Here is a 23,314-nt window from a genome sequence, read left to right as displayed (position 1 = left end):
ATTATGAATGAACTTCAGGAAATGAATACGTTATTCGATCGGTTGTTTCCGCTACTTCGCAGCATTACAGGTGAAGGATTGCGCGAGACACTTTCTATCCTTGGCGAATATATGCCGCTTGAGGTAGAGAGTGTTGCCTCAGGGACAAAGGTATACGACTGGACAATTCCGAAGGAATGGATTTTAAGAGAAGCGTGGATTAAGGATGGGAATGGTCAAGACATTATCAATGTCAGCCAGTGTAATCTTCACGTATTAAACTATAGTGAACCGATTGATCAATGGCTAAGCCTGGAAGAATTAAAGCAGCATGTCTATACAATTCCACATTTGCCAACAGCTATCCCTTATGTAACGTCCTATTACAAGGAGCGCTGGGGATTTTGCATGTCCCATGAGCAGCTGTCTTCATTACCAGAAGGCAACTATCATGTGTATATTGATAGCGAGAAGATAGACGGTTCACTTCATTATGGACAGGCTATACTACCAGGCCGTACAAGCAAAGAAATACTAATCTCAACCTATGTTTGCCATCCATCTATGGCTAATAATGAGTTAAGTGGCCCAGTTGTAGCAACTTTTCTATACAGTCGAATTAAAAATTGGCCAGATCGTGAGTTCACCTATCGGTTTGTTTTTCATCCTGAAACGATTGGTTCGATTGCTTTCTTGCATGCATATGGAGAGCATTTGAAAAAGCATGTGTATTCGGGCTGTGTATTGACCTGCTTAGGCGGCAAAGACAAGCCTTTGAACTATAAGAAAGCTAGAGATAATCAGGCACCACTTAACGAGCTGGTAGAGTACTTGGTTTCGCATGAGAAACGAGATTATAACATTAGAGAGTTCACGCCGTTATATGGATCAGATGAACGTCAATTTTGTTCACCTGGGTTTAACCTGCCGATTGGACAGTTCTCGCGTATGGTATACGGGCAATATCAGGGGTATCACAATTCGCTCGATACGAAGGAAGTTATGACAATTGAGGCGCTGTTGCAAAGCGTAGATGAAATAGAAGCGATCCTTCGACTGCAAGAGTTGAACGGTGTATACGTTAATCTCAAACCATATGGTGAGCCGATGCTTAGCCAATATGATCTATATCCTGATATTAATTCGCCTACTAGCTGGAAGGATACAAGCAAACTGGTGATAGATAACCGACAGATGCTGAATCAAATATTGATGACGCTGAACTATTCAGATGGCGAGCATACGTTAATTGATATTGCTAGAAAGCAAAACTATCCGCTTTATCACTATGAGGCAAGTATAAACAGGCTTCAAGAAGTAGGTTTGCTTAAAGGACCAATACGAGAGAAGAGGGGGAGTCAAGCATGAGGATTGTTATTATGATGGGATCACATCCGAGACACAATTATGTAGCTGAACAGCTTATTCAAACAGGAAAAGTAGTTGGTTATTTAGTAGAGAAGAGAGAAAGCTTTGTTCCAGCTCCCCCAAAGCATTTGGCTGAACAGGATAAAGCTAACTTTATTCGTCATTTCAATGATCGTGATCAATCGGAGAGGGCTATGTTTCCTGCTTCGATTCATATTCCTGACTCTGTTTCCGTAAGACATGTAACGATTGATCAGTTGAATAGTCAGGAAACGATAGAGTGGTTACAATCATTACAAGCTGATGTATTGATTAGCTACGGGGTCCACAAGTTAAGCCGAGAGCTGCTGGCGGATGCTCCAGCTCATGCTTGGAATATTCATGGAGGATTGTCGCCTTGGTATCGCGGGACAACAACGTTGTTCTGGCCGTTCTATATGCTTCAGCCGAATTGGGCTGGTATGACGATTCACAGACTTTCCGATAAATTAGATGCAGGAGATATCCTGCATCATGCTGTGCCGACACTGGAATATGGAGATGGCATTCATGATGTAGCCAATAAGGCTGTCAAGCAGGCTGCAGAGGACCTGTGTTACATTCTAGAGCATTTCGAGCTGGAGCAACTTAACTATGTACCTCAAAAAACTGCTGGCAAGCTGTTTTTATCATCCGAGTGGAAGCCGGAGCATTTGCGGGTTATTTACCAATTATTCAACAATGATATTGTAGATCGTTATCTGGACGGAGAACTCCCTCATGTTGAGCCGCCATTAGTAAGAGCATATGAGTGTTAAATTATTTGAGACTTTACTAACAATTATGATTGCAGCACACTAACGCTTAAGTGGTTTACTACTGTTCTTCTTTATTCAGATATGTAGAAAAACAGATATAAATTAGTAAATGACAAAATATATTAATTCGGTCTCTCTGTGAAAAACATCTATTCCTATATGAAAAGTACTTAAGTCGTTGCGTTGTTTCCATTCTTTTTGGGCTCATTCATCAAAATGACCCTCTATGAATCCCTGCAATTTATAGTAAGTATATTTGAAATAGAGGTGTTAAGTTATGATATCCTTGAAGTCTATCCATTATCTATTGAAAGAAATTAAGGAAAGAAAGGTTATAATTTGGGGAGCAGGAATAATTGGTGAAACCATACTGAACTTCTTGACACAAGAGAAATATAAAATTGACTATTTCATTGATAGTTCTGAGGAAAAGCAAGGCAGGATGTTTTTAGAGCATGAGGTATTTAATCCATCTAAAATAAAAAATCTAAGTAGTGAATATTTTATTTTTGTTGCTCTAGAAAAATATCACAAAAGTGTAAACGATACTTTAATAGCATGGGGATATTCAGAATATAAAGATTTCTTTTATACATCAAATTTTGAAAAAGTAGTTGGAGTCAGTAGTTATAAAGATAATATGGAAAACGAAATCATAAGTGAAACATTATGTGATGATAGTAAAGTTGTATTTAAAGGTGCAAATAACAAACTAATTATAGAAACGGGTGTATTATTGCGTAATACAACTATTACGTTTAGGAATGATAATGGATACTGCTATATAGGTAAAAATTCAGCTTACAGTGGGTCAATTAAAGTTGGAAGGAATTGCAAAGTAGTTATAGGCGAACAGTTATCAGTTACTGATAACTGTTCTATAAGCACTGCAGAAGCAACAGAAATTATTATAGGAAACGATTGTATGTTTGCCAGAGATATTCATATATACAGCCACGACTATCACCCTATTTTTGATCAACACACCAATCAAAGAATTAATCCAAGCAAGTCAATTAATATTGGTAATCACGTTTGGTTAGCTAAAGAAGTGGTCGTTTTGTCTGGATCAAATATAGCAGACGGTTGTGTAATTGGGTGGAGAAGTGTTGTTAAATCTAATATACCTGCAAATAGTACTGCAGTTGGGATTCCTGCAATTGTAAAAAAGTCCAATATTGCTTGGGATAGGAAATTACTATCATAGTAGGAATGTTCAAATGTCGAATAATTAGAAACAAATTTATTAAATTTGTTACGATTAGTAATCGTTATAAGTAACCATCTTATGTCCATATTGATAAAAAATGAAAATGGATTATACCACGCCAAAAAATGGATAGTGGTTCAGCAAATTAAACTTCTACTATTGAGGGGAGTGTGAGTAACCCGTCATTTATTTTGGCGGGTTACTTTGTAACCAATTATTCGTTCTTACCCCCGCAATCTCTCCACATACCTACTTGCAACCTGACGAAGAACAGGATCATGCGTTGAAATCAGCACCTGCTTCCAGTAGAAATGCGCTTTATTGCTATCCTTAAGCTGAGCGTGAAGCTGCCCCAGCAAGGATGCAAGATACAAGGAATGCGGATATAGAAGATAGAGCTGTTCAGCCGCTTTCAGCAGATCCTCTGGCTTCTGCTGTTTCATACGCTCCAGCAGTTCTTTAATTAATTGTTCCTGTTCCGCTGCAACTGCTGCAGTCGACTTATCGACTGTTGCTGCTGATGCTTGCGCATGTGCCGAAGCTTGGTCAGCCGTCAGTTGTTTGTACAGAAGCATAATATCGAACACACGCTCGAAGTGATCGAGAACACGCTCTACATCGTAAATTTGAACAGAACGATGACACTGTTCCTTGCTCGGCAGCTGCTGCTCTCCATCAATGATGCCTTGCAGAACACTTCTCAAAGACTCAATGCTGCCTCTTTCGAACATCCAGCCGTTTGCACCTGGGACAACGACCTCCTTCGCTCCATCCGTATCACTAGCAACGACAGGAATACCGCGCTGCAGCGCCTCTGTCAGCACCATGCCAAAGCCCTCACTATTACTCGGCAGCACAAGAACAGACGCCTCCTTGATCTGCGACCACACTTGATTCTGCCATCCCTTCCAATGAACGCGATCGGCTATGCCGTTGTCAGCGCACCATTGCATAAATGTGATTCGCTCATAGCCTTCTCCATAAAGCTCCAGTTCCCAATCACCTTTTAATTGTCTGCAAGCTTCCAGCAACACTGGAATACCTTTGACAGCAGTATCGATCTGCCCGACATATGCAATTTTAAGATAAGCTGGACGCTGGACAAGCTGTGCCTGACTTGGTGGTAAGGAAATAATAGGGTTTCCAACAAAAAATATCGGGGATGTGGGTTGTAGTGCACGGATTTTTTGTCCAACGGGATAGGATATTGCGATATGAGCATCGGCATCTATAAAATGAGAGGCTGGGGCGCTATAAGCTTCGGGTGGTCCATGAATCCATGAAATAATTGGCGGGTGCTGTTCTTTGGGCATATCTACAAAAGCGGCGCGAGCCATATAACCGAAGATAGGACGAAAGGTAGCAAGAATAATATCGGGAAAGCCAAGCTGTTCGATCGCGTTTCGATAACGAATGGAAAAAATATCGCGGTGATCCTGTTCATGCTTCTCGCCACTGTAAGTGGAGCAGATGTGCACTTCATCCAGTTCCTCCATCCACTTCTCAATAATAGGCGGATCGTGGAACATGAATCGAACGCGATGGCCTCTTGCCTTCAAGCCACGGCTTACATGTAGCAACACCGTTTCTAATCCTCCGCGACCATAGAGTTGATACAACATAATATCAATAATCATCAACGCAGCTCCTTGCATAATGGATTAATAATTATGCATAAATGTGTATGGACTCTTTGTAAATGACGATTCAAAAACGACTAATACACTAAAGAATATGAAAAAAGAACTGGAATATGTGTTAGGCATATCAACGATTTCTTGTTTTGAATTCGCTTACAATAATATCGTTGACAATTTGAACCAACCATTGTATAGTCAAGTTGTGGGCCACAAATTGCAGCCACACAGCATTTATATGACGAAGGGAATGTTTGCACATGCAAGGAAAAGTAAAATGGTTTAATGCAGAAAAAGGATATGGCTTCATCGAAACAGAACAAGGTGGCGATGTATTCGTACATTTCTCCGCTATCCAAACTGAAGGCTTCAAAACACTAGAAGAAGGCCAAGCAGTTGAGTTCGATATCGTTGAAGGCGCTCGCGGTCCACAAGCTGCAAACGTAGTTAAACTGTAATTATACGGCTATTTAAGCCTCTATTATAGTGATTTAAGGACTATTTGATTGTATGTCAATCAAATAGTCCTTTTTCTGTTGTGCGATATTATCTTTATAGCCCGTTAAAATATCACCTGCTATAGATCGATGAAGGTCATTCTGCAGATGCGCTTGCAGAAGAACTGCTTCCAGAGCTTCCACTAGAGCTGGAAGTAGCCGTGTCTGCAGTCGTCTCATACGTTTGTCTAGCAGCATCTGAAATAATCAACGTATCGCCATGCTCGTTTGTTACTTCATCTTCGGATTGCTCGGAAGAAGGCTCAGCTTTGACTTTAGGAATATGAGCCGCTAAATGCTGCAGTTGTTCACCGGCAATCTGATCCTGAATCATTTTTAGCATAGCTCGTCTTTCAGAATCTGATCCTGCGCTTTGCTGAATCTGAAGAATTTGTTGCAAGCGCGATTTTGGTACACCAGCACCTAGTGAGGGGTTTGACCCTAATTGAGGCAATATTTTCATCTTTATCCTCCTTTCTCCTAGTTGATATTATTGATATCGGTCTAGACACATAGAAAAGTAAGGATTTTATTAAATTCGATATTGACCATAATATTATCAGAAAATTCTAAATTAACTAAAATCTATTTTGTAAGTGTCGGTTGCATATGATATAATAAGATCATGTAAAGGAGGAGTGCCACATGAACTACACTATTCGAGGACAACGCTTTGAAGTTACAGACGCACTAAGGGACTACGCTGAGAAAAAGCTTAGCCGATTGGAGAAATACTTCGATCCTTCGATCACCTCCGAGGTAAACGTTACTCTCTCTGTTACAAAAGGCCAGCATACGGTTGAGGTTACAATTCCGATTTCAGGGATGTTTCTACGGGCAGAAGAGAGAAGCGATGATATGTACGCTTCGATCGATCTTGTTATTGACAAGCTGGAGCGCCAAATTCGCAAACATAAAACAAAACTAAACCGCAAGCTCCGTCAAGCGAGCGGAAATAAAATGATTTTCCAAGACAATCAATCAGCTGTCTCGGTGTTGGACGAGGAAGAGGATTTTGAATTGGTTCGAACAAAGCGCTTTACGTTCAAGCCGATGGATGTAGAGGAAGCTATTCTACAAATGAATATGCTGGGCCATTCCTTTTTCGTCTTCTCCAACTCCGATACGAAGACCGTCAATGTCGTCTACAAACGAAGTGACGGCAAGTACGGATTAATCGAACAGCAATAACCAGAATCAGCTAATAGAGGTGCTCTGATGTCTGCCCAGGCAAACATCGGAGCGCCTTTTTCATTTTATCGTTCACAATAAGTGCCAATAGTTGCCAAGAATAGGGGCAATACATTGCGATTACTGCAACAAACTGTTAAAATCTTAACCATAAGTCGTACAAATCGGAAGGGGAAAGCCATGCTCGGATTGGTTAAAAAGATATTTGGTGACTATAACGAGAAAGAAATTAAACGACTCTCCAAAGTCGTTGAAAAAATAAATGCGATGGAGCCGCAATATCAAGCGCTCTCTGATGAGCAATTGCGCGCAAAAACAGAGGAGTTTAAAGCAAGACTGGCTAAAGGCGAAACGCTGGACGATCTATTGCCAGAAGCCTTTGCTACGACACGTGAAGCCTCTAAGCGCGTGCTTAACATGCGCCACTTTGATGTTCAGCTTCTAGGTGGTATGGTTCTGCACGAAGGTAAAATCGCAGAGATGAAAACAGGGGAAGGTAAAACACTCGTTGCGACACTTCCAGTTTATTTGAACGCTCTTGCAGGCAAAGGGGTTCATGTTATTACGGTGAACAGCTACTTGGCCGAGCGCGATAGTAAGGTGATGGGTGAGCTATACGAGTTTTTAGGGCTAACGGTAGGCTGTAACCTGCACGGTCTTTCTCATGCAGAAAAGCAAGCGGCTTATGCTTGCGACATTACGTACGGTACAAACAACGAATTCGGCTTTGATTACTTGCGCGACAACATGGTGCTCTACAAAGAGCAAATGGTTCAGCGTCCGCTTCAGTATGCGATCATTGACGAGGTCGACTCCATCCTGATTGACGAAGCGAGAACGCCACTTATTATCTCTGGACAAGCTGCCAAATCAACAGAGCTATACCATGCAGCTCAGCGTCTGGTGTCCCGTATGAAGCAAGAAGAAGATTTCACCATAGATATTAAGCTTAAGAACGTGATGCTGACCGAAGAAGGGGTTGCGAAGGCAGAGCGTCAATTTGGCATTGAAAACCTGTTTGATCATGCCAATGTTACAATAAACCACCATATTCAACAAGCTCTGAAAGCAAACTACATTATGAAGCGCGATGTAGATTATGTTGTTGAAAATGAAGAAGTGGTCATTGTTGATGAATTTACAGGCCGCCTTATGGCTGGTCGCCGCTATAGCGATGGCTTGCATCAAGCAATCGAAGCGAAGGAAGAGCTTAAGGTTCAAAATGAAAGCATGACACTTGCTACGATTACGTTCCAGAACTACTTCCGCATGTATCGCAAGCTATCTGGTATGACAGGTACAGCGAAAACAGAGGAAGAAGAGTTCCGTAAAATTTATGGACTTGATGTTATTCAAATTCCTACAAACCGTCCAAATATTCGTCAGGACATGCCGGATGTTGTGTACAAATCTGTTGCAGGCAAATTTAAGGCGGTAGTTGAGGAAATTGTTGAGCGTCACAAGAAAAATCAGCCGATACTAGTCGGTACAATTTCAATCGAAAATTCAGAGGTTCTTTCTGAGATGCTAAAGCGCCGTGGCGTGCAGCATAAGGTGCTAAATGCAAAGTTCCATGCTGAGGAAGCGGAGATTATTTCTCGTGCGGGTCAGCCAGGCGCGGTTACAATTGCAACGAATATGGCTGGTCGTGGTACGGATATTTTGCTTGGCGAAGGTGTTGCAGATGTTGGTGGTCTGCATATTATTGGTACAGAGCGTCATGAAAGCCGTCGTATCGATAATCAGCTTCGTGGTCGTGCCGGTCGTCAGGGAGATCCGGGTTCATCTCAGTTTTATTTATCGCTTGAAGATGAGTTGATGCGTCGTTTCGGTGCGGAAAACATAATGGCGATGATGGATCGTCTTGGTCTTGAAGAGGATCAACCGATCGAAAGCCGCATGATTACGCGTGCTGTTGAATCCGCGCAAAAACGCGTAGAGGGCAACAACTTCGATACACGTAAAATCGTCCTGCAATATGATGATGTTATGAATCAGCAGCGTGAGGTTATTTATAAGCAGCGCCGCGATATTCTAGAGTCTGCGAATATTCGTGATGAAGTCATGGATATGATCAAGCCCGTTATTGAGCGTACAGTTGAGGCACATTGCGTAGAGGATATTCCGGAAGAGTGGGATCTACAAGCTATTATTGACTACGTGCACGCTAATCTGCTTGAAGAAGGCAGCTTGACACGTGAAGACATCTGGGGCAAGGAAAAAGAAGAGATTGTAGAGACGATCTACAGCAAGGTCGTTGAAGCATATGACAAGCGCGAGCAAGAGCTTGGTGAAATGATGCGTGAATTTGAGAAGGTTGTCGTGCTTCGTGCGGTTGACTCGAAGTGGATGGATCATATTGATGCGATGGATCATTTGCGTCAAGGTATTCATTTGCGTGCATATGGCGGTACAGATCCGCTTCGTGAGTATCAGTTCGAAGGCTTTGAGATGTTCCAGGATATGATTGCTACCATTCAGGAAGAAGTAACGAAGTATATTATGAAGGCTAGAGTGGAAAGTAATCTGGAGCGTCAAGAGGTTGTGAAGGGTCAAACCTCTTCTACAAGCGGCGGTGGCGAAGAAGGCGTGAAGCGTCCAGTTAAACGCGATGACCGCGTAGGACGTAACGATCTGTGTCCGTGTGGGAGTGGCAAGAAATACAAGCAATGTCACGGCAAATAGTAGATGTAGTTCAAAAAGCTCGACTTTGATGACGACGCCTGGCTTTGTAGCGTAGTCGACGGCGAAGCTTGAACGCTACCGATACCTGCGGTGCTCGTGTAGTAAAGACCTACACTCCGCGCCTCGGTTTCTAGTATCGTCCAATCTTCTTGGTCCTGAAAGCCGAGCTTTTTGAACTTTTATTTGAAGATGTAACTCAAAAACTCGACTTTAGCGGCGAAGATTGAACGGTACCGCAAGCTGCGGTCCTCACGTACCAAAAACGTACGCTGCGTTCCTCGCTTATTGGTATCGTCCAATCTTCTTGGACCTTTGATGGCGATGCTCGGCATCGCGTTCTTGAAATTTGATAACTTTAGGAGTTCGATGAACGATGATAGATGTTACGGTAAAGCAAGAGCTTCGTGAAATGGTTACAAGACTAGAGACGCTTAGGGGGTCTCTTTGACTTAGAATTGAAGCAAGAGATGATCGAAAACTTCGAGGAAAAGATGTCCATGCCTGATTTTTGGGATGACAATGATCGTGCGCAGTCGATTATCTCGGAGCTCAATGCAGTAAAATCTGTGGTTGATCAGTACACTAAGCTTCATAACGAGCAGCAGGATCTTGAGATGATGCTTGAGCTTGTGGAGGAAGAGAAGGATGAAGAAATGGCTGCTGAGCTGGTGGAGGGCGTATCGGCACTTTCCAGCAAGCTATCGGAATTTGAGCTGCAGCTTCTGCTTAATCAGCCCTATGACCGTCTAAATGCGATCGTAGAGCTTCATCCGGGTGCTGGCGGCACCGAGTCGCAGGACTGGGGCATGATGCTGTACCGCATGTATACACGCTGGGCGGAGAAACGCGGCTTTAAAGTCGAGCTGCTCGACTATCAGCCTGGTGATGAAGCGGGCATAAAAAGCGTCAGCATGCTGGTGAAGGGCTACAACGCTTATGGCTACCTGAAAGCGGAAAAAGGCGTGCATCGCCTTGTACGTATCTCGCCATTCGATTCTGCAGGACGCCGTCACACCTCCTTCGTATCCTGTGATGTCGTGCCGGAGATCGATGATACGATTGAGATCGAAATTCGTACCGAGGATTTGAAGGTAGATACGTATCGTGCCAGCGGTGCTGGTGGACAGCACGTCAATAAGACGGAATCCGCAATTCGAATTACGCATTTGCCGACGGGTATCGTTGTAGCTTGTCAGCAGGAGCGTTCGCAGATTGCCAACCGTGATCGCGCTATGAAAATGCTTCGTTCCAAGCTCTACGAGCGCAAGATTGAAGAGCAAATGAAGGAGCTGGCCGAGATTCGCGGGGAACAATCGGAAATCGCCTGGGGCAGCCAAATTCGCTCCTATGTATTCCATCCATACAGCATGGTGAAGGATCACCGCACGTCCGTCGAAACAGGAAATGTCGGAGCGGTAATGGATGGCGATCTTGATCCATTCATTGACGGCTTTTTGCGAAGCCAGATTAAACAACAGGCATAACGTAAGGGGAGAGTTTCACTATTGTGCAGCTCTCCCTTTCTATTGGAAAGGAACAGACATGTATGAAGCACAAACGTAAAACAAGAACGCTCTCTCCAGCGATGCAGCTCACATGGAATATCGCTCAGGTTCTGATCGGGGCGCTAATCTTAGCGGTAAGCTTCAACCTTTTTTTGCGACCTAATGGGATTGCGTCCGGCGGTGTAGCCGGTGTATCCGTTCTAGTGGAGCGTGTAGCCGGCGTTCAGCCAGCCGTTACCCAGTGGCTGCTTAACATTCCATTATTTATTGCAGCCATTCTCATACTCGGTAAAAAATTCGGAGCCAAATCATTACTTGGTTCCACTGTATTTCCGTTCTATGTTTTGCTAACCTCACATATCCCTACGCCAACACAAAATCCATTATTAGCGGCTATTTATGGCGGAATTGGTGTGGGCTTGGGACTTGCAATTGTATTTCGAGGCGGCGGGTCGACAGGTGGACTCGATCTCGCTGCGCAAATGCTACATAGACTAACAGGCATCCCGTATAACCTAGCTGTTGTTTGCTTCGATGGTGCTGTTATTATCGGAACAGCCATTATCATCTCGCCAGAGGTGGCGCTCTATGCACTCATTTCCTTGTTTGTCACGAGTAAAACGATTGACTTTGCACAAAATGGTCTTCAACTGTCCAAGGTCGCATTCATTATTAGCGAGCGATCAGAGGAGCTGGAGAAGCTCATTTTGAATGATCTCGATCGTGGATTAACGAAGCTGAAAGGGGAAGGCGGTTATACTGGACAGGCGCGCAATGTGATCATGGTCGTTGTTGCGCAAAATGAGGTGGCAAGGCTGAAGCAAACGGTTGCCAAGCATGATCCCAGCGCCTTTGTTATAATAAGCAGCACGGCAGAAGTGCTCGGAGAAGGCTTCAAGCCGTACCAAAAATAAATAGTGAAAATGAACATTGTATTTTTATAAGTCAGTATGTATAATAATACAATGTTATGCATATTCATTTTCGTATCTATCTATTGTAAAATAGTGTAATGGGTCTAATGGACATTTCTATAAAGCTAGCGATAGCATTAATATAAACGGATGAGAGAGGAGCAGTACGATGAGTAACAAGCTTAAAATTGCGATTGTTGGTTCGACAGGCTATGGCGGGGTAGAGTTGATGCGCTTGCTGCAGTCTCATCCGAATGCGGAAATTACTTCCGTTATTTCATCCTCCAGTGCAGGCTCACTGGTGACTGACGGTTATCCGCATTTGCAAGGAATTCGTGAGGAAGTGCTGGATGATGTAGATCCACAGCTTATTAAGCAGAAGGCTGATCTTGTGTTTTTGGCTACTCCAGCTGGTGTTGCCTCGAAGCTTGCCCCGCAATATTTGGCGGCAGGCTTAAAGGTTATTGATTTGTCTGGAGATTTTCGTATTAAGGATCGTGCGGTTTATGAGCAATGGTATAAGAAACCAGCAGCTGAGCAAGGCGATCTTGATCAGGCGGTGTTTGGTCTGGCTGAGGTTTATGGTGAGCAAGTCGTGGATCAGCCGTTTATCTCTAATCCAGGCTGCTTCCCTACAGCAACACTACTTGGCATTGTACCTGCCTTGCATGGCGGGATTATCGATCACAGCACGCTTGTAATCGATGCGAAAACGGGTCAATCAGGCGCAGGCCGCGGTGCATCGCTAGGCACGCACTACTCTGAAATCAATGAGAATTTCAAAGCTTATAAAGTGAATCAGCATCAGCATATTCCCGAAATTGAAATGGTGCTCTCTCAAGTAGCAGCTGAACAGGTTACCGTCAGCTTTACGACTCATCTCGTACCTATGACGCGAGGCATTATGGCAACGATCTATGCCAAGCTAACAAGCGATGTAACGGAAGCAGAGCTTGTGCGTCTATATGAACAATACTATGAGGGCCGTTCATTTGTACGTATTCGTCCAGTTGGCCAATTGCCAGCTACGAAGGAAGTTTGGGGCTCCAACTATTGCGATATCGGTTTCTCAATTGATAAACGTACGAATCGCGTTACGATCATTTCGGTAATAGACAATCTAGTTAAAGGCGCAGCAGGTCAGGCTATTCAAAATATGAATCTAATGATGGGTTGGGACGAGACGCTAGGTTTGCAGTTTGTTCCCGTCTATCCTTAACGATAAGGAGATCGAGTAGATATGCCAGAAGGACAGTTGTTTACAGTAGTAGAGGAAGGCTCTGTCACTTCCCCGATCGGTTTTTCAGCAGGTGGATTGCATTGTGGATTGAAAAAAACAGATCGTCACGATCTTGGCGCGATTGTATGTGAGGTTCCTGCTGCAGCTGCAGCGGTCTACACGACGAACGTGTTTCAGGCTGCGCCGATTAAGGTGACGCGTGAAAGCATTGCAAGCAGCGGCAAGCTGCGCGCTGTCATTGTTAACAGCGGCAATGCCAATGCTTGTACGGGGGCGCAAGGCGAGGCTGACGCTTATACGATGCGCAATGCATTTGCCGATAAAATCGGTGTGGCGCACGATGAGGTTGCAGTTGCTTCAACGGGTGTAATCGGTGAGCTGCTTAAGATGGATCGTGTGCTGGGCGGCATTGAGAAGCTCCCTGCTGTGCTAGAAGCTGGAGAGCAAGGAGCAGAGGATTTCAGTCAAGCAATTTTGACGACTGATCTTGTTAAAAAAACAATTGGCGTTGAGCTTACGATTGATGGGAAAAAGGTTCGTATTGGCGGTGCAGCCAAAGGATCGGGAATGATACATCCCAATATGGCAACCATGCTTGGCTTTGTAACAACGGATGCAAGCATCGAGCCGGACGCATTGCAGAAGCTGCTTCGTCAAGTAACCGATCTAAGCTTTAATATGATTACAGTAGATGGAGATACAAGCACGAACGATATGCTTGTCGCAATGGCCAGCGGATTAGCAGGCAACCAAACGCTAACGGAATCTCATCCTGCATGGGAGGCCTTCAAGGCAGCTCTGACACATGTCTGTGTTCATTTGGCGAAGGCCATTGCGCGTGATGGTGAAGGGGCTACTAAGCTGGTCGAGGTTCGTGTTGAAGGAGCAGTCAGCGATGAATCTGCGCAAGCGATCGCAAAAACGATTATTGGCTCTTCGTTGGTGAAATCAGCGGTATTTGGAGCTGATGCCAACTGGGGTCGTATTATTGCAGCGGTTGGTCGCGCGGGTCAGCCCGTTAATCCAGACACGGTAGATATTGCATTGGGCGATATTGTAACACTGCGTCAATCCTCTCCGGTTGCGTTTGATGAGGATGCCGCATTGGATTATTTGAAGGGCGATACCGTTGTGATCTCAGTACAGCTTCATATGAATCAAGGGAAGGCTGTAGCTTGGGGCTGTGATTTAACGTACGATTACGTGCGAATCAACGCAGCGTATCGAACGTAAGGAGGAGCAAATCATGACAACACAACGTTTTGTAATGAAATGCGGCGGAAGTACGCTTGCGGCACTGCCAGACAGCTTTTTTGCTGAATTGCGTGAGCTGCAAAACAGCGGCATCTCGCCCGTTATTGTACATGGCGGGGGCCCTGCGATTTCCGAGACGCTGGATAAGCTCGGTATCGAGACAGAATTCGTACAGGGCTTGCGCAAGACAAACGATCAAGTGCTCGATGTCGTTGAGATGGTGCTTGCCGGTCGAATTAATAAGGAAATTGTACGCAAAATGGAAACGAACGGCGCCAAAACAATTGGCCTATCCGGTGTGGATGGCATGCTGATCAAGGCTCGACCGGTAGCGAATGCTTCTGAAATTGGCTTCGTTGGAGATGTAACGACGGTTAATGCTACAATTGTAGAAGGTATTATGAACATGGGGTATATTCCAGTAATTGCCCCAATTGGGATAGATGAAAGCGGTCAGCGTTATAATATCAATGCGGATACGGCTGCTGGCGCAGTTGCTTCGCAGCTTGGCGTATCGCGTATGATAGTCGTCACGGATGTACCAGGCATTATGAAGACAGTAGACGGGCAAAAGATCACGCTTCCGAGCGTGACCGTTGCCGAGATCGAAGAGATGATTGTGACTGGCGAAATATATGGCGGAATGATTCCGAAGGTTCGGGCAGCAATTGCTTGTTTGCAGGGCAATGTGCAGGAGGTTGTCATTGTTAGTGGCGCACAAGAGGGCGTATTGACAGAGGCGGTTAAGGCAGGCGGTGTAGGTACGGTTATTAAGCAATAGTGAGGTGTTCGTGATGAGTCAAGGTACGATTGAGGTAGCGGGACAATCATTGTTTCCGACGTATGCCAGATATCCGCAAGCAATTGTAAAAGGCGAAGGAAGCTGGCTATGGGACAGCGAGGGCAATAAATATTTGGATTTTATGAGCGGGATTGCAGTCACTAACTTAGGGCATGCCCCGCAAAAGGTGAAAGAAGCATTAATGGCTCAGCTTGATCAGCTATGGCATATTTCAAATTTATTTCAAATTCCTAATCAAGCTGAGGCAGCAAAGTTGATTACGGACAACAGCTGCGCGGATGCGGTGTTTTTTTGCAACTCAGGCGCTGAAGCGAATGAAGCAGCGATTAAGCTGGCACGTCGCTATCAGCAAAAGGTGAAGGGCAACGGACGGTTTGAGATTATTACGTTCCATCAATCGTTCCATGGCCGCACATTAGCTACCTTGACTGCAACCGGACAGGAGAAAGTAAAGGAAGGCTTTGGTCCGCTGCCAGCTGGCTTTAAGCATATTGAGCTTAACGATCTTGAGGCATTGAAGGCTGCTATTACCTCTGAAACAGCGGCAGTCATGCTGGAAATGGTGCAGGCTGAAGGTGGGATTCATCCAGTTGACCGTGATTACATTCAAGCTGTCGCAGCACTATGTAAGGCTGAAGGCATTTTACTTATTGTTGATGAAATTCAAACTGGAATCGGAAGAACAGGCAAGCTGTTCGCATACGAGCATTTTGGCATTGAACCAGACATTTTCACAATGGCAAAAGGCTTGGGCAGCGGCTTCCCGGTAGGGGCAATGGCTGCCAAGGAAGCACTTCGTGAAGCCTTTACAGCTGGCAGTCACGGGTCAACCTTTGGCGGAACGCCAATCGCTACGGCAGCGGTTAAGGCAACGCTTGAAACCGTTGTTGGCGAGCAGCTGCCTGCTCGTGCAGCGAAGCAAGGGCAGTACCTGATGGATCAGCTTCGCAGCAAGCTTGCAGACTCTTCGTTTGTTACAGAAGTGCGCGGTCTGGGCTTGATCGTAGGGATTGAGTGCAAGGAGCCCGTTGGCGATCTGATCGTAGAGGCTCAGCAGCAAGGACTTCTAGTCATAACTGCTGGACCGAATGTGATCCGCCTGCTTCCTAATTTGCTTGTAACTAATGAAGAGATCGATCAAGCCGTTTCAATTTTGGCGGAGATCTTGCTGAAGCGTTGATGCTGAAATGTTAATTTTGAAACGACGTTAAATGATTAAGCTTTGATCATGATGCGTTAAATGATGATAGAACGGATAGACAGGCAGAATGCTGGTGCGTGCTTAACGTCATCAGCTTTCGTCTTGTCAGCAAAAGGAGGCATTACATATGGTTAGAATGAAAGAAGAGATCGCACAAAGCATGAAGGGCAGAGACTTTTTAATGCTTGTCGATTTTACTCAAGAAGAGATTCAATATTTGATAGACTTGGCTATTGAGCTGAAGGCTAAGCAAAAAGCAGGCGAGGATCACAAGCTGCTGCAAGGAAAAACAATCGGTCTTATTTTTGAAAAATCCTCTACGCGTACGCGTGTTTCATTCGAGGTAGGCATCTATCAGCTGGGCGGTCAAGGGCTATTCTTAAGCGGCAACGATTTGCAGATCGGTCGCGGAGAAACGATACTTGATACAGCGCAGACGCTATCCCGTTATCTAGATGGTATTATGATCCGCACATTTGAGCATCGCAAGGTTGTTGAACTGGCGCGTGGCGCAACCATTCCTGTTATTAACGGATTAACGGACCTGTCTCATCCTTGTCAGGCGCTTGCTGATTTCCAGACGATCTATGAAAAGCATGGCTCGTTTGATGGCGTGAAGCTGGCTTATATCGGCGATGGCAACAATATGGTACACTCGTTGATGATGGGTGCAGCTAAGCTTGGCATTGATATGTCCATAGCGACGCCTGAAGGCTATGAGCCGGATGAGGATATTATTGCACAAACGATGGCAGTTGCAGAGGAAACCGGGGCGAAAATCGTTGTATGTCGTGATCCGAAGGAAGCGATTCAAGGCGCTCATTTCGTCTATACGGATGTATGGGCAAGCATGGGTCAAGAAGCCGAGCAAAAGGAACGCGAGCTAGCATTCGCTAACTATCAGGTAGACGAAGAACTTGTTAAGCATGCAAGCCCGAACTTTATGTTCATGCACTGCCTGCCGGCACACCGCGGTGAAGAAGTAACCGAGAGTGTAATTGATGGCGAGCATTCTATTATTTTCGATCAGGCTGAAAATCGTCTGCACGCGCAAAAAGCGGTTATGGCAGCGATTATGTCTTAATTTTATATAAGCTGAAGGAGAGGGTTCAAGATGGCAAAGGATAAAATTGTATTAGCCTATTCTGGTGGACTGGATACATCCATCATTTTGAAGTGGCTTAAGGAAACATACGATGCGGAAATTATCGCATTTACTGCCGATATCGGTCAAAAGGAAGAGCTTGATGGTCTAGAGGAAAAGGCGCTTAAAACAGGCGCTTCCAAGGTCTACATCGACGATCTTCGTGAGGAGTTCGCGAAAGATTTTATTTTCCCAATGTTCCAGGCAGGCACAATGTACGAGGGACAATACCTGCTAGGCACTTCAATTGCTCGACCGCTTATCGCAAAGCGCATGGTCGAAATTGCGCGTGCTGAAGGTGCGAAATACATTGCGCATGGTGCAACAGGCAAAGGGAATGACCAGGTTCGTTTTGAGCTGGGCGTTGCTGCGTTAGCACCTGAGATTGACGTTATTGCGCCATGGCGCCTTGAACAATTCCGCTCAGATTTCCCGGGACGTGCGGAAATGATTGCATTTGCTGAAAAACACGGCATCCCTGTATCTGCATCTGCAGCTAAGCCCTATTCCACTGACCGCAATCTTCTTCATATCAGCTTTGAGAGCGGCGTCCTTGAAGATCCTTGGTTTGATCCAAGCTCTGAAGAAAACGAAGAGATGTACGTGCTGAGCGTTTCGCCAGAGCGTGCACCGGATCAGGCGGAATACGTTGAGCTGACGTTCGAGCAAGGCAACTGCGTTGCGATCAATGGTGAGCAATTGTCTCCGCTTGACGTGATGGAAAAGCTTAACGAGCTTGGCGGTAAGCACGGCATCGGCCGCGTTGATATGGTTGAAAACCGCTTCGTAGGCATGAAGAGCCGCGGCGTGTATGAGACGCCAGGCGGAACAATCCTGTTCACTGCGCATCGCAAAATGGAATCTCTAACGATGGACCGCGAAGTGATGCATCTTCGTGACTCCTTGATCTCCAAGTACAGTGAGCTTGTATACAACGGCTTCTGGTTCGCGCCAGAGCGCTTGGCCTTGCAAGCCCTTGTAACAGAATCTCAGAAAAATGTTTCCGGCGTCGTTCGCTTGAAGCTGTATAAAGGAAATGTAATCGGCGCTGGCGTGCAAAGCCCAGTCAGCCTTTACAACCCTGATATCGCAACGATGGAGGCAGATCCGTCTCAAGCTTATGATCAAGGAGATGCAACAGGCTTCATTCGCCTAAATGCGCTTCGCTTGAAGGTTTCTGCTGGGGTAAATCAAAGCAAGTAGAGTTGAGCTTAAGACATGTAGGGTAAAGCAACTCTGCTAGGCTAAAAAGGTAAGGAGTCGTGGACAAGTGAGCAAGCTTTGGGGCGGTCGTTTTACGAAAAAAACGGACCAATTAGTTGAAGAATATACAGCATCAATTACATTCGATAAGGCACTTGCTGAAGAGGATATTCAAGGCAGTCTTGCGCATGTCACGATGCTTGGCAAGCAAGGTATTGTACCACAAGAGGATGTAGAAACGATTAAAGCAGGTCTACAGCGCGTACTGGAGCGCATTCGCGCAGGCGAGCAGCAGTTTTCAGTTAGCGATGAAGACATTCATATGAATATCGAAAAGGCACTTATTGAGGATGTTGGCCCTGTAGGCGGCAAGCTTCATACTGGACGCAGCCGCAATGACCAGGTTGCGACAGATATGCATTTGTGGCTGCGCAAGCGTGTAGTAGAATTTGTTGAGCTGCTTCGCAAGCTGCAGGAAGCGCTGATTGGTCAAGCGAAAGCGAATATCGATACGATTGTACCGGGCTATACCCATTTGCAGCGCGCACAGCCGATTCTGTTCGCGCACCATATGATGGCGTATGTCTCGATGTTTGGTCGTGATATCGAGCGTCTGCAGGACAGCTACAAGCGCATTAACGTGCTTCCACTTGGCGCTGGTGCATTGGCGGGTACGACATTCCCGATTGATCGTCACTTCGTAGCAGAGCAGCTAAACTTTGATCGTGTATACGAGAACAGCTTAGACGCAGTAAGTGACCGTGATTTCATTTTGGAGTTTTTGGCAGATGCTTCGATCATTATGATGCACCTTTCTCGTTTGAGTGAGGAGCTAATTATGTGGTCAAGCACTGAGTTCAGCTTCGTGGAGCTGGACGATGCCTTCTGTACAGGCAGCAGCATTATGCCGCAAAAGAAAAATCCAGACGTGCCAGAGCTCGTTCGTGGTAAAACAGGACGCGTATACGGTGATTTAATCGGACTGTTAACCGTATTAAAATCACTGCCGCTTGCTTATAACAAGGATATGCAAGAGGATAAGGAAGGCATGTTCGATACCGTTACTACGCTGCAAGGCGCACTTCAGCTATTCGCGCCAATGATTGCAACGATGAAGGTGAACCAGGGCCGCATGCGCCAAGCGGTGAACCAAGACTTCTCCAATGCGACAGATATTGCGGATTTCCTCGTAAACAAAGGACTTCCTTTCCGTCAAGCGCATGAGGTTATCGGTAAAACGGTTCTATACTGTATTGAAAACAATAAATACCTGCTTGATTTAGCACTGGACGAGTTTAAGCAATTCTCTGAGCTGTTCGATGAGCGCATTTATGATGTGCTGCAGCCAGAGCAGGTTGTCAATGCTCGTAATGTATACGGTGGTACGGCGAAGCCGCAGGTTGAAGCGGCTATCGGTCGTGCAGAGCAAGCGCTGCAGGCTACAGCTGAGTGGGTAGCGGATTACATGCAACGCTGTCAGTAATGAAATAAGGATAAGAAGCGCAAGTGAAAGAGTGATCAGATTGCTCTTTCACTTGCGCTTTTATATTGTTGCGTTAGCTTCCTCTACTAAATTATCTTGAGTGTTTTGAAATATATGAAAATGATGTATAATCCTACTATGGTTATTTATGGCAAAGTAGGTGCGAAAGATGAAGAACACGCAAGTTGAGGATCATGACACGACGCAATCAAGTAGAATAATAAAGTCGCAGAAGAGCAAAAGAAAACAATTAATACTAAAAGTAATATTGATAGCGGCAGGTATACTATTACTTGCGACAGGCGTAATTGCCTACCAGATTACATCAAATATTAATAGAATGATAATACCTAAGCCTGTAATCGACGCAGAGCAGGATGGTCCAATTGAAACGCCTCCAGTGTTTAGTGAAGAAGATGAAGATTTTTATTTGCTAGTTATGGGGCTCGATTATCGTGATAATCACAATGCACTGCTTACGGATTCGATAATGGTGCTGCACATTATACCGCAACAATCTACTATAAAATTATTATCAATCCCGAGAGATTTATTAGTGGAAAATACACGTGGGTCAATCGTTAAAATAAACTCCTTATTTAGCGAAGGACACATCCTCACCCGGCAACAGGCCAAAGACAATCCATCCATTTTAAGCGGAGATACGATTAAATTAGGAAACGTGACGATGGATAAAGCTGTGCTTAGTGGTGCGATAGCCAATACGAGAAATAAATTAGAAGAGATACTGGACGTAAGCATTCAGAATACAGTTTTGGTCAATTTCAATACATTAGTCGCTTTGGTTGATGAGGTTGGCGGAATCGAAATTGATGTAAAACGCTCAATGAAATACAGAGTGACCAATTTGTATCTCGAACCAGGACTGCAAACCTTAAATGGAGAAGATGCACTAGGATATGCTCGTTTTCGTGAGGATGATCGCGGAAGGCGATACTTTGCCAGCGATTTTGAACGAGGTCAGCAACAGCAAGAAGTGGTAAAGGCATTGGCAGACGAGATTTTTACTTTGAAAAACAGCGGGAAGACACTAAAATTATTAGCGATCGTTTCTGAAAACGTACAAACAGATATGGATTACGCTGATATGTACGCCATGGTGACGAATTATTACAATGTGTTTAATAGCGATTCTTTTCAATCCGTTCCATTCCCTGAAATGTACTCATCGAAAGGAGATGTTATTCTTTCTGATGAAGCACGTAACGAATTGCGGAATTCGTTTAAGTCGCTAGAGATCGAGGAGCATGAACCGCAAGAGGAAGCAGAGCTTTAGCGATTTTTGAAGACTGGATGCCAGCTTTAACGACGACTAGCACAATAGCAAGCACAGGCTCTTAACGCCTGTGCTTTTTTGTATGTTTACTTAAACGCGAGACTGATCTCGTATGTTTGTGTTGCGATAAGCTAACTGTCCCTGACGACATATTTCCTGCCTTCCCTTACAGAAATGTTCGAGAACAACTGACAACATGCGCAAAATGGAAAAATGAGAAAAGTGAGAATTGACTAATCGCTGCGGTTCTTTGAAGGAATTAGCCATAACCTGTCGAATTTATAGTATTGAACTTTCTACAGGATGTGATAACGTGATAGAAATGCACGATATTTGGAAGACGTACGCCGACGGTACGAGTGCACTTAACGGGGTGTCGGTCAAAATAGATCGCAATGAATTTGTGTATTTGGTAGGACCTTCAGGTGCTGGTAAATCAACCTTTATGAAGTTGATTTATCGGGAAGAGGTGCCCACGAAGGGTGAAATCTTCGTTAATGGATTTAATATTGGAAAACTGAAACAACGTAAAATTCCTTATGTACGCCGTAATATAGGCGTTATTTTTCAGGACTTTAGACTGCTGCCGAAGCTAACGATCTATGAAAATGTAGCGTTTGCGATGGAAGCGATCGAGGCCCCTCGCAAAGTGATTAAAAAACGCACGATGGAAGTGTTGGATCTTGTCGGATTAAAGCACAAGCACAAGAGCTTTCCGTCTCAATTGTCGGGGGGAGAACAGCAAAGGGTGTCTATTGCCCGGGCAATAGTGAATAATCCCGCGGTTATTGTCGCAGACGAGCCTACAGGCAACCTTGATCCAGAAACATCACTAGATATTATGAATTTGCTCGAAGAAATTAATTTCCGTGGTACGACTATTGTTATGGCAACTCACAATAAAGAGATTGTGAACTCGATGCGTAAGCGTGTCATTGCTATTGAAAATGGCAATATTGTGCGCGATGAGCAAAGAGGGGAGTACGGGTATGAAATTTAGTACATTAACACGGCATATGAGAGAAGGATTCAAGAGCATTTTGCGTAATGGCTGGATGTCCTTCGCTTCCATAACTTCTATATTTATTTCGTTGTTAATTCTCGGTGTCTTTATTTTAATGGCGCTAAATATGAATGCAATGGCTTCGCAAATTGAGAGCCAGGTGCAGATACGTGTATATCTTGAAACAGATGTTGCAGAAGAAGTCGCGGCAGATCTTCAAAAGCAGATCGGCAATATCGCTGAAGTGAGCAAGCTTACCTATGTTTCAAAAGAAGAAGGCCTTGCGCTGCTACGTGAACGAATGGGTGAAGACAACAGTGACTGGCTTGAAGGCTATGACAATGAGAATAATCCGCTGCCGATAACATTTACAGTTGAGGTGTTTGAGCCTAAGCTTGTGAAAAGTGTTGCAGACCAAATTAACACAATTGCTTCTAGCTACGAGGTTTCGCCTATATCAGATGTGAAGTATGGACAAGGCACGGTAGAAACACTGTTCAAAATTACCGAGGCAATCAGAAACGCTGGATATGTAATTGTTGCGGCGTTGTCTATTACTGCTGTATTGCTTATTTCCAATACAATTCGTATGACAATCGTTGCCCGCCAGCGTGAAATAAGCATCATGAAAATGGTAGGCGCAACGAATGCATTTATTAGATGGCCATTTTTTATTGAAGGTGCGCTAATTGGAGTCGTAACATCCGTGCTTACAACGGTTATTGTGCTCATTGGCTATGATCAAATTGTGCGAGCATTCCAATATGATCTATCACTCATGCTGGTGCAACTGCTTCCAGCCAAGGAAGTGATTCCGATTACGGCACTTATGATGATTTTGCTCGGATCCTTCATCGGAATCTGGGGTAGTGTGATGTCTGTACGTAAATATTTGAAGGTGTAG

At 44.7% G+C, this 23,314-nt stretch carries 20 protein-coding genes; 18 read left to right on the top strand and 2 right to left on the bottom strand.

Annotated elements, in window-relative coordinates:
• Positions 1-3 precede the first annotated feature (3 nt).
• From ACFP56_RS19790 to ACFP56_RS19780, 3 genes are all read left to right on the top strand, one after another.
• Positions 4-1,347 carry a DUF4910 domain-containing protein gene (locus ACFP56_RS19790; protein ID WP_379237865.1) on the top strand — a complete coding sequence of 448 codons (1,344 nt, stop codon included), beginning with the start codon at positions 4-6 and terminating at the stop codon, positions 1,345-1,347.
• On the top strand, positions 1,344-2,144 hold the full coding sequence (locus tag ACFP56_RS19785; RefSeq protein ID WP_379237864.1) for a formyltransferase family protein: 801 nt from the start codon (positions 1,344-1,346) through the stop codon (positions 2,142-2,144). The genes ACFP56_RS19790 and ACFP56_RS19785 overlap by 4 nt, the downstream gene beginning before the upstream one ends.
• Before the next feature lie 277 nt (positions 2,145-2,421).
• Entirely contained in the window at positions 2,422-3,351 is a 930-nt protein-coding gene (locus ACFP56_RS19780) for a hypothetical protein (protein ID WP_379237860.1), read from the top strand.
• Positions 3,352-3,578: 227 nt separating this feature from the next.
• Here the strand turns inward: ACFP56_RS19780 and ACFP56_RS19775 are convergent, their stop codons facing one another.
• Positions 3,579-4,991, bottom strand: coding sequence for a glycosyltransferase (locus tag ACFP56_RS19775; RefSeq protein ID WP_379237858.1), 1,413 nt, complete (start codon positions 4,989-4,991; stop codon positions 3,579-3,581).
• A gap of 260 nt (positions 4,992-5,251) precedes the next feature.
• Here ACFP56_RS19775 and ACFP56_RS19770 point away from each other — a divergent pair, with 260 nt between their 5' ends.
• The gene (locus tag ACFP56_RS19770) at positions 5,252-5,449 is read left to right on the top strand and encodes a cold shock domain-containing protein (protein ID WP_213519776.1); all 198 of its coding nucleotides are present in this window, start codon (positions 5,252-5,254) and stop codon (positions 5,447-5,449) included.
• Positions 5,450-5,585: 136 nt separating this feature from the next.
• On the opposite strand, the gene ACFP56_RS19765 is transcribed toward ACFP56_RS19770, so the two are convergent.
• Entirely contained in the window at positions 5,586-5,951 is a 366-nt protein-coding gene (locus ACFP56_RS19765; RefSeq protein WP_379237855.1) for a hypothetical protein, read from the bottom strand.
• A gap of 182 nt (positions 5,952-6,133) precedes the next feature.
• Between ACFP56_RS19765 and hpf the strand changes: the two genes are divergently transcribed.
• The 14 genes from hpf to ftsX all read left to right on the top strand — a co-directional run bounded on the left by hpf (position 6,134) and on the right by ftsX (position 23,314).
• Positions 6,134-6,679 (top strand): ribosome hibernation-promoting factor, HPF/YfiA family, encoded by a 546-nt coding sequence (hpf, locus tag ACFP56_RS19760; protein WP_379237853.1) that lies wholly within the window; start codon positions 6,134-6,136, stop codon positions 6,677-6,679.
• A 180-nt stretch (positions 6,680-6,859) separates the two neighbouring features.
• Positions 6,860-9,364: a preprotein translocase subunit SecA gene (gene secA, locus ACFP56_RS19755; protein ID WP_379237851.1), complete on the top strand. Its 2,505-nt coding sequence runs from the start codon at positions 6,860-6,862 to the stop codon at positions 9,362-9,364.
• Positions 9,365-9,737: 373 nt separating this feature from the next.
• Positions 9,738-10,848, top strand: a protein-coding gene (gene prfB, locus ACFP56_RS19750; protein WP_379237849.1) for a peptide chain release factor 2 whose coding sequence is annotated in 2 segments (ribosomal slippage) — positions 9,738-9,809 and positions 9,811-10,848 — 1,110 coding nt in all. Because the reading frame shifts where the segments join, the coding sequence is not laid out codon by codon here.
• Positions 10,849-10,910: 62 nt separating this feature from the next.
• Positions 10,911-11,783, top strand: a complete 873-nt coding sequence (locus ACFP56_RS19745; protein WP_379237847.1) for a YitT family protein — start codon at positions 10,911-10,913, stop codon at positions 11,781-11,783.
• Positions 11,784-11,952: 169 nt separating this feature from the next.
• The gene (gene argC / locus ACFP56_RS19740; protein ID WP_379237845.1) at positions 11,953-13,002 is read left to right on the top strand and encodes an N-acetyl-gamma-glutamyl-phosphate reductase; all 1,050 of its coding nucleotides are present in this window, start codon (positions 11,953-11,955) and stop codon (positions 13,000-13,002) included.
• 21 nt (positions 13,003-13,023) lie between these two features.
• A complete protein-coding gene (gene argJ, locus ACFP56_RS19735) occupies positions 13,024-14,256 on the top strand; it encodes a bifunctional ornithine acetyltransferase/N-acetylglutamate synthase (RefSeq protein WP_379237843.1) in 1,233 nt (410 codons plus the stop codon).
• Positions 14,257-14,269: 13 nt separating this feature from the next.
• Entirely contained in the window at positions 14,270-15,058 is a 789-nt protein-coding gene (gene argB / locus ACFP56_RS19730; protein WP_379237841.1) for an acetylglutamate kinase, read from the top strand.
• Between the two features lie 13 nt (positions 15,059-15,071).
• On the top strand, positions 15,072-16,259 hold the full coding sequence (locus ACFP56_RS19725; protein ID WP_379237839.1) for an acetylornithine transaminase: 1,188 nt from the start codon (positions 15,072-15,074) through the stop codon (positions 16,257-16,259).
• A gap of 148 nt (positions 16,260-16,407) precedes the next feature.
• Positions 16,408-17,364: an ornithine carbamoyltransferase gene (gene argF, locus ACFP56_RS19720; RefSeq protein ID WP_379237837.1), complete on the top strand. Its 957-nt coding sequence runs from the start codon at positions 16,408-16,410 to the stop codon at positions 17,362-17,364.
• Positions 17,365-17,394: 30 nt separating this feature from the next.
• Positions 17,395-18,627, top strand: a complete 1,233-nt coding sequence (locus tag ACFP56_RS19715; protein WP_379237835.1) for an argininosuccinate synthase — start codon at positions 17,395-17,397, stop codon at positions 18,625-18,627.
• A gap of 67 nt (positions 18,628-18,694) precedes the next feature.
• The gene (argH, locus tag ACFP56_RS19710) at positions 18,695-20,110 is read left to right on the top strand and encodes an argininosuccinate lyase (RefSeq protein WP_379237833.1); all 1,416 of its coding nucleotides are present in this window, start codon (positions 18,695-18,697) and stop codon (positions 20,108-20,110) included.
• Positions 20,111-20,279: 169 nt separating this feature from the next.
• Entirely contained in the window at positions 20,280-21,407 is a 1,128-nt protein-coding gene (locus ACFP56_RS19705; protein ID WP_379237831.1) for an LCP family protein, read from the top strand.
• Between the two features lie 313 nt (positions 21,408-21,720).
• Entirely contained in the window at positions 21,721-22,407 is a 687-nt protein-coding gene (ftsE, locus tag ACFP56_RS19700; protein ID WP_379237829.1) for a cell division ATP-binding protein FtsE, read from the top strand.
• Complete coding sequence (gene ftsX, locus ACFP56_RS19695; protein ID WP_379237827.1) at positions 22,397-23,314, top strand: permease-like cell division protein FtsX; 918 nt, start codon at positions 22,397-22,399, stop codon at positions 23,312-23,314. The genes ftsE and ftsX overlap by 11 nt, the downstream gene beginning before the upstream one ends.

It is taken from the genome of Paenibacillus septentrionalis (assembly GCF_042659865.1).
Lineage (GTDB): Bacteria > Bacillota > Bacilli > Paenibacillales > Paenibacillaceae > Pristimantibacillus > Pristimantibacillus septentrionalis.
The sequence above is the reverse complement of the archived record's forward strand: the minus strand, read 5'-3'. Positions and strand labels throughout refer to the sequence as shown.

Bases quoted from the DNA above. Each gene is read 5' to 3' on its own strand.
- ACFP56_RS19785 (WP_379237864.1), top strand. From the start codon at position 1,344: ATGAGGATTGTTATTATGATGGGATCACATCCGAGACACAATTATGTA.
- ACFP56_RS19765 (WP_379237855.1), bottom strand. From the start codon at position 5,951: ATGAAAATATTGCCTCAATTAGGGTCAAACCCCTCACTAGGTGCTGGT.
- argC (WP_379237845.1), top strand. From the start codon at position 11,953: ATGAGTAACAAGCTTAAAATTGCGATTGTTGGTTCGACAGGCTATGGC.
- ACFP56_RS19745 (WP_379237847.1), top strand. From the start codon at position 10,911: ATGAAGCACAAACGTAAAACAAGAACGCTCTCTCCAGCGATGCAGCTC.
- ACFP56_RS19705 (WP_379237831.1), top strand. From the start codon at position 20,280: ATGAAGAACACGCAAGTTGAGGATCATGACACGACGCAATCAAGTAGA.
- hpf (WP_379237853.1), top strand. From the start codon at position 6,134: ATGAACTACACTATTCGAGGACAACGCTTTGAAGTTACAGACGCACTA.
- ACFP56_RS19725 (WP_379237839.1), top strand. From the start codon at position 15,072: ATGAGTCAAGGTACGATTGAGGTAGCGGGACAATCATTGTTTCCGACG.
- secA (WP_379237851.1), top strand. From the start codon at position 6,860: ATGCTCGGATTGGTTAAAAAGATATTTGGTGACTATAACGAGAAAGAA.
- ACFP56_RS19770 (WP_213519776.1), top strand. From the start codon at position 5,252: ATGCAAGGAAAAGTAAAATGGTTTAATGCAGAAAAAGGATATGGCTTC.
- ACFP56_RS19780 (WP_379237860.1), top strand. From the start codon at position 2,422: ATGATATCCTTGAAGTCTATCCATTATCTATTGAAAGAAATTAAGGAA.
- ACFP56_RS19775 (WP_379237858.1), bottom strand. From the start codon at position 4,991: ATGATTATTGATATTATGTTGTATCAACTCTATGGTCGCGGAGGATTA.
- ftsX (WP_379237827.1), top strand. From the start codon at position 22,397: ATGAAATTTAGTACATTAACACGGCATATGAGAGAAGGATTCAAGAGC.
- ACFP56_RS19790 (WP_379237865.1), top strand. From the start codon at position 4: ATGAATGAACTTCAGGAAATGAATACGTTATTCGATCGGTTGTTTCCG.
- argB (WP_379237841.1), top strand. From the start codon at position 14,270: ATGACAACACAACGTTTTGTAATGAAATGCGGCGGAAGTACGCTTGCG.
- argJ (WP_379237843.1), top strand. From the start codon at position 13,024: ATGCCAGAAGGACAGTTGTTTACAGTAGTAGAGGAAGGCTCTGTCACT.
- argF (WP_379237837.1), top strand. From the start codon at position 16,408: ATGGTTAGAATGAAAGAAGAGATCGCACAAAGCATGAAGGGCAGAGAC.
- ACFP56_RS19715 (WP_379237835.1), top strand. From the start codon at position 17,395: ATGGCAAAGGATAAAATTGTATTAGCCTATTCTGGTGGACTGGATACA.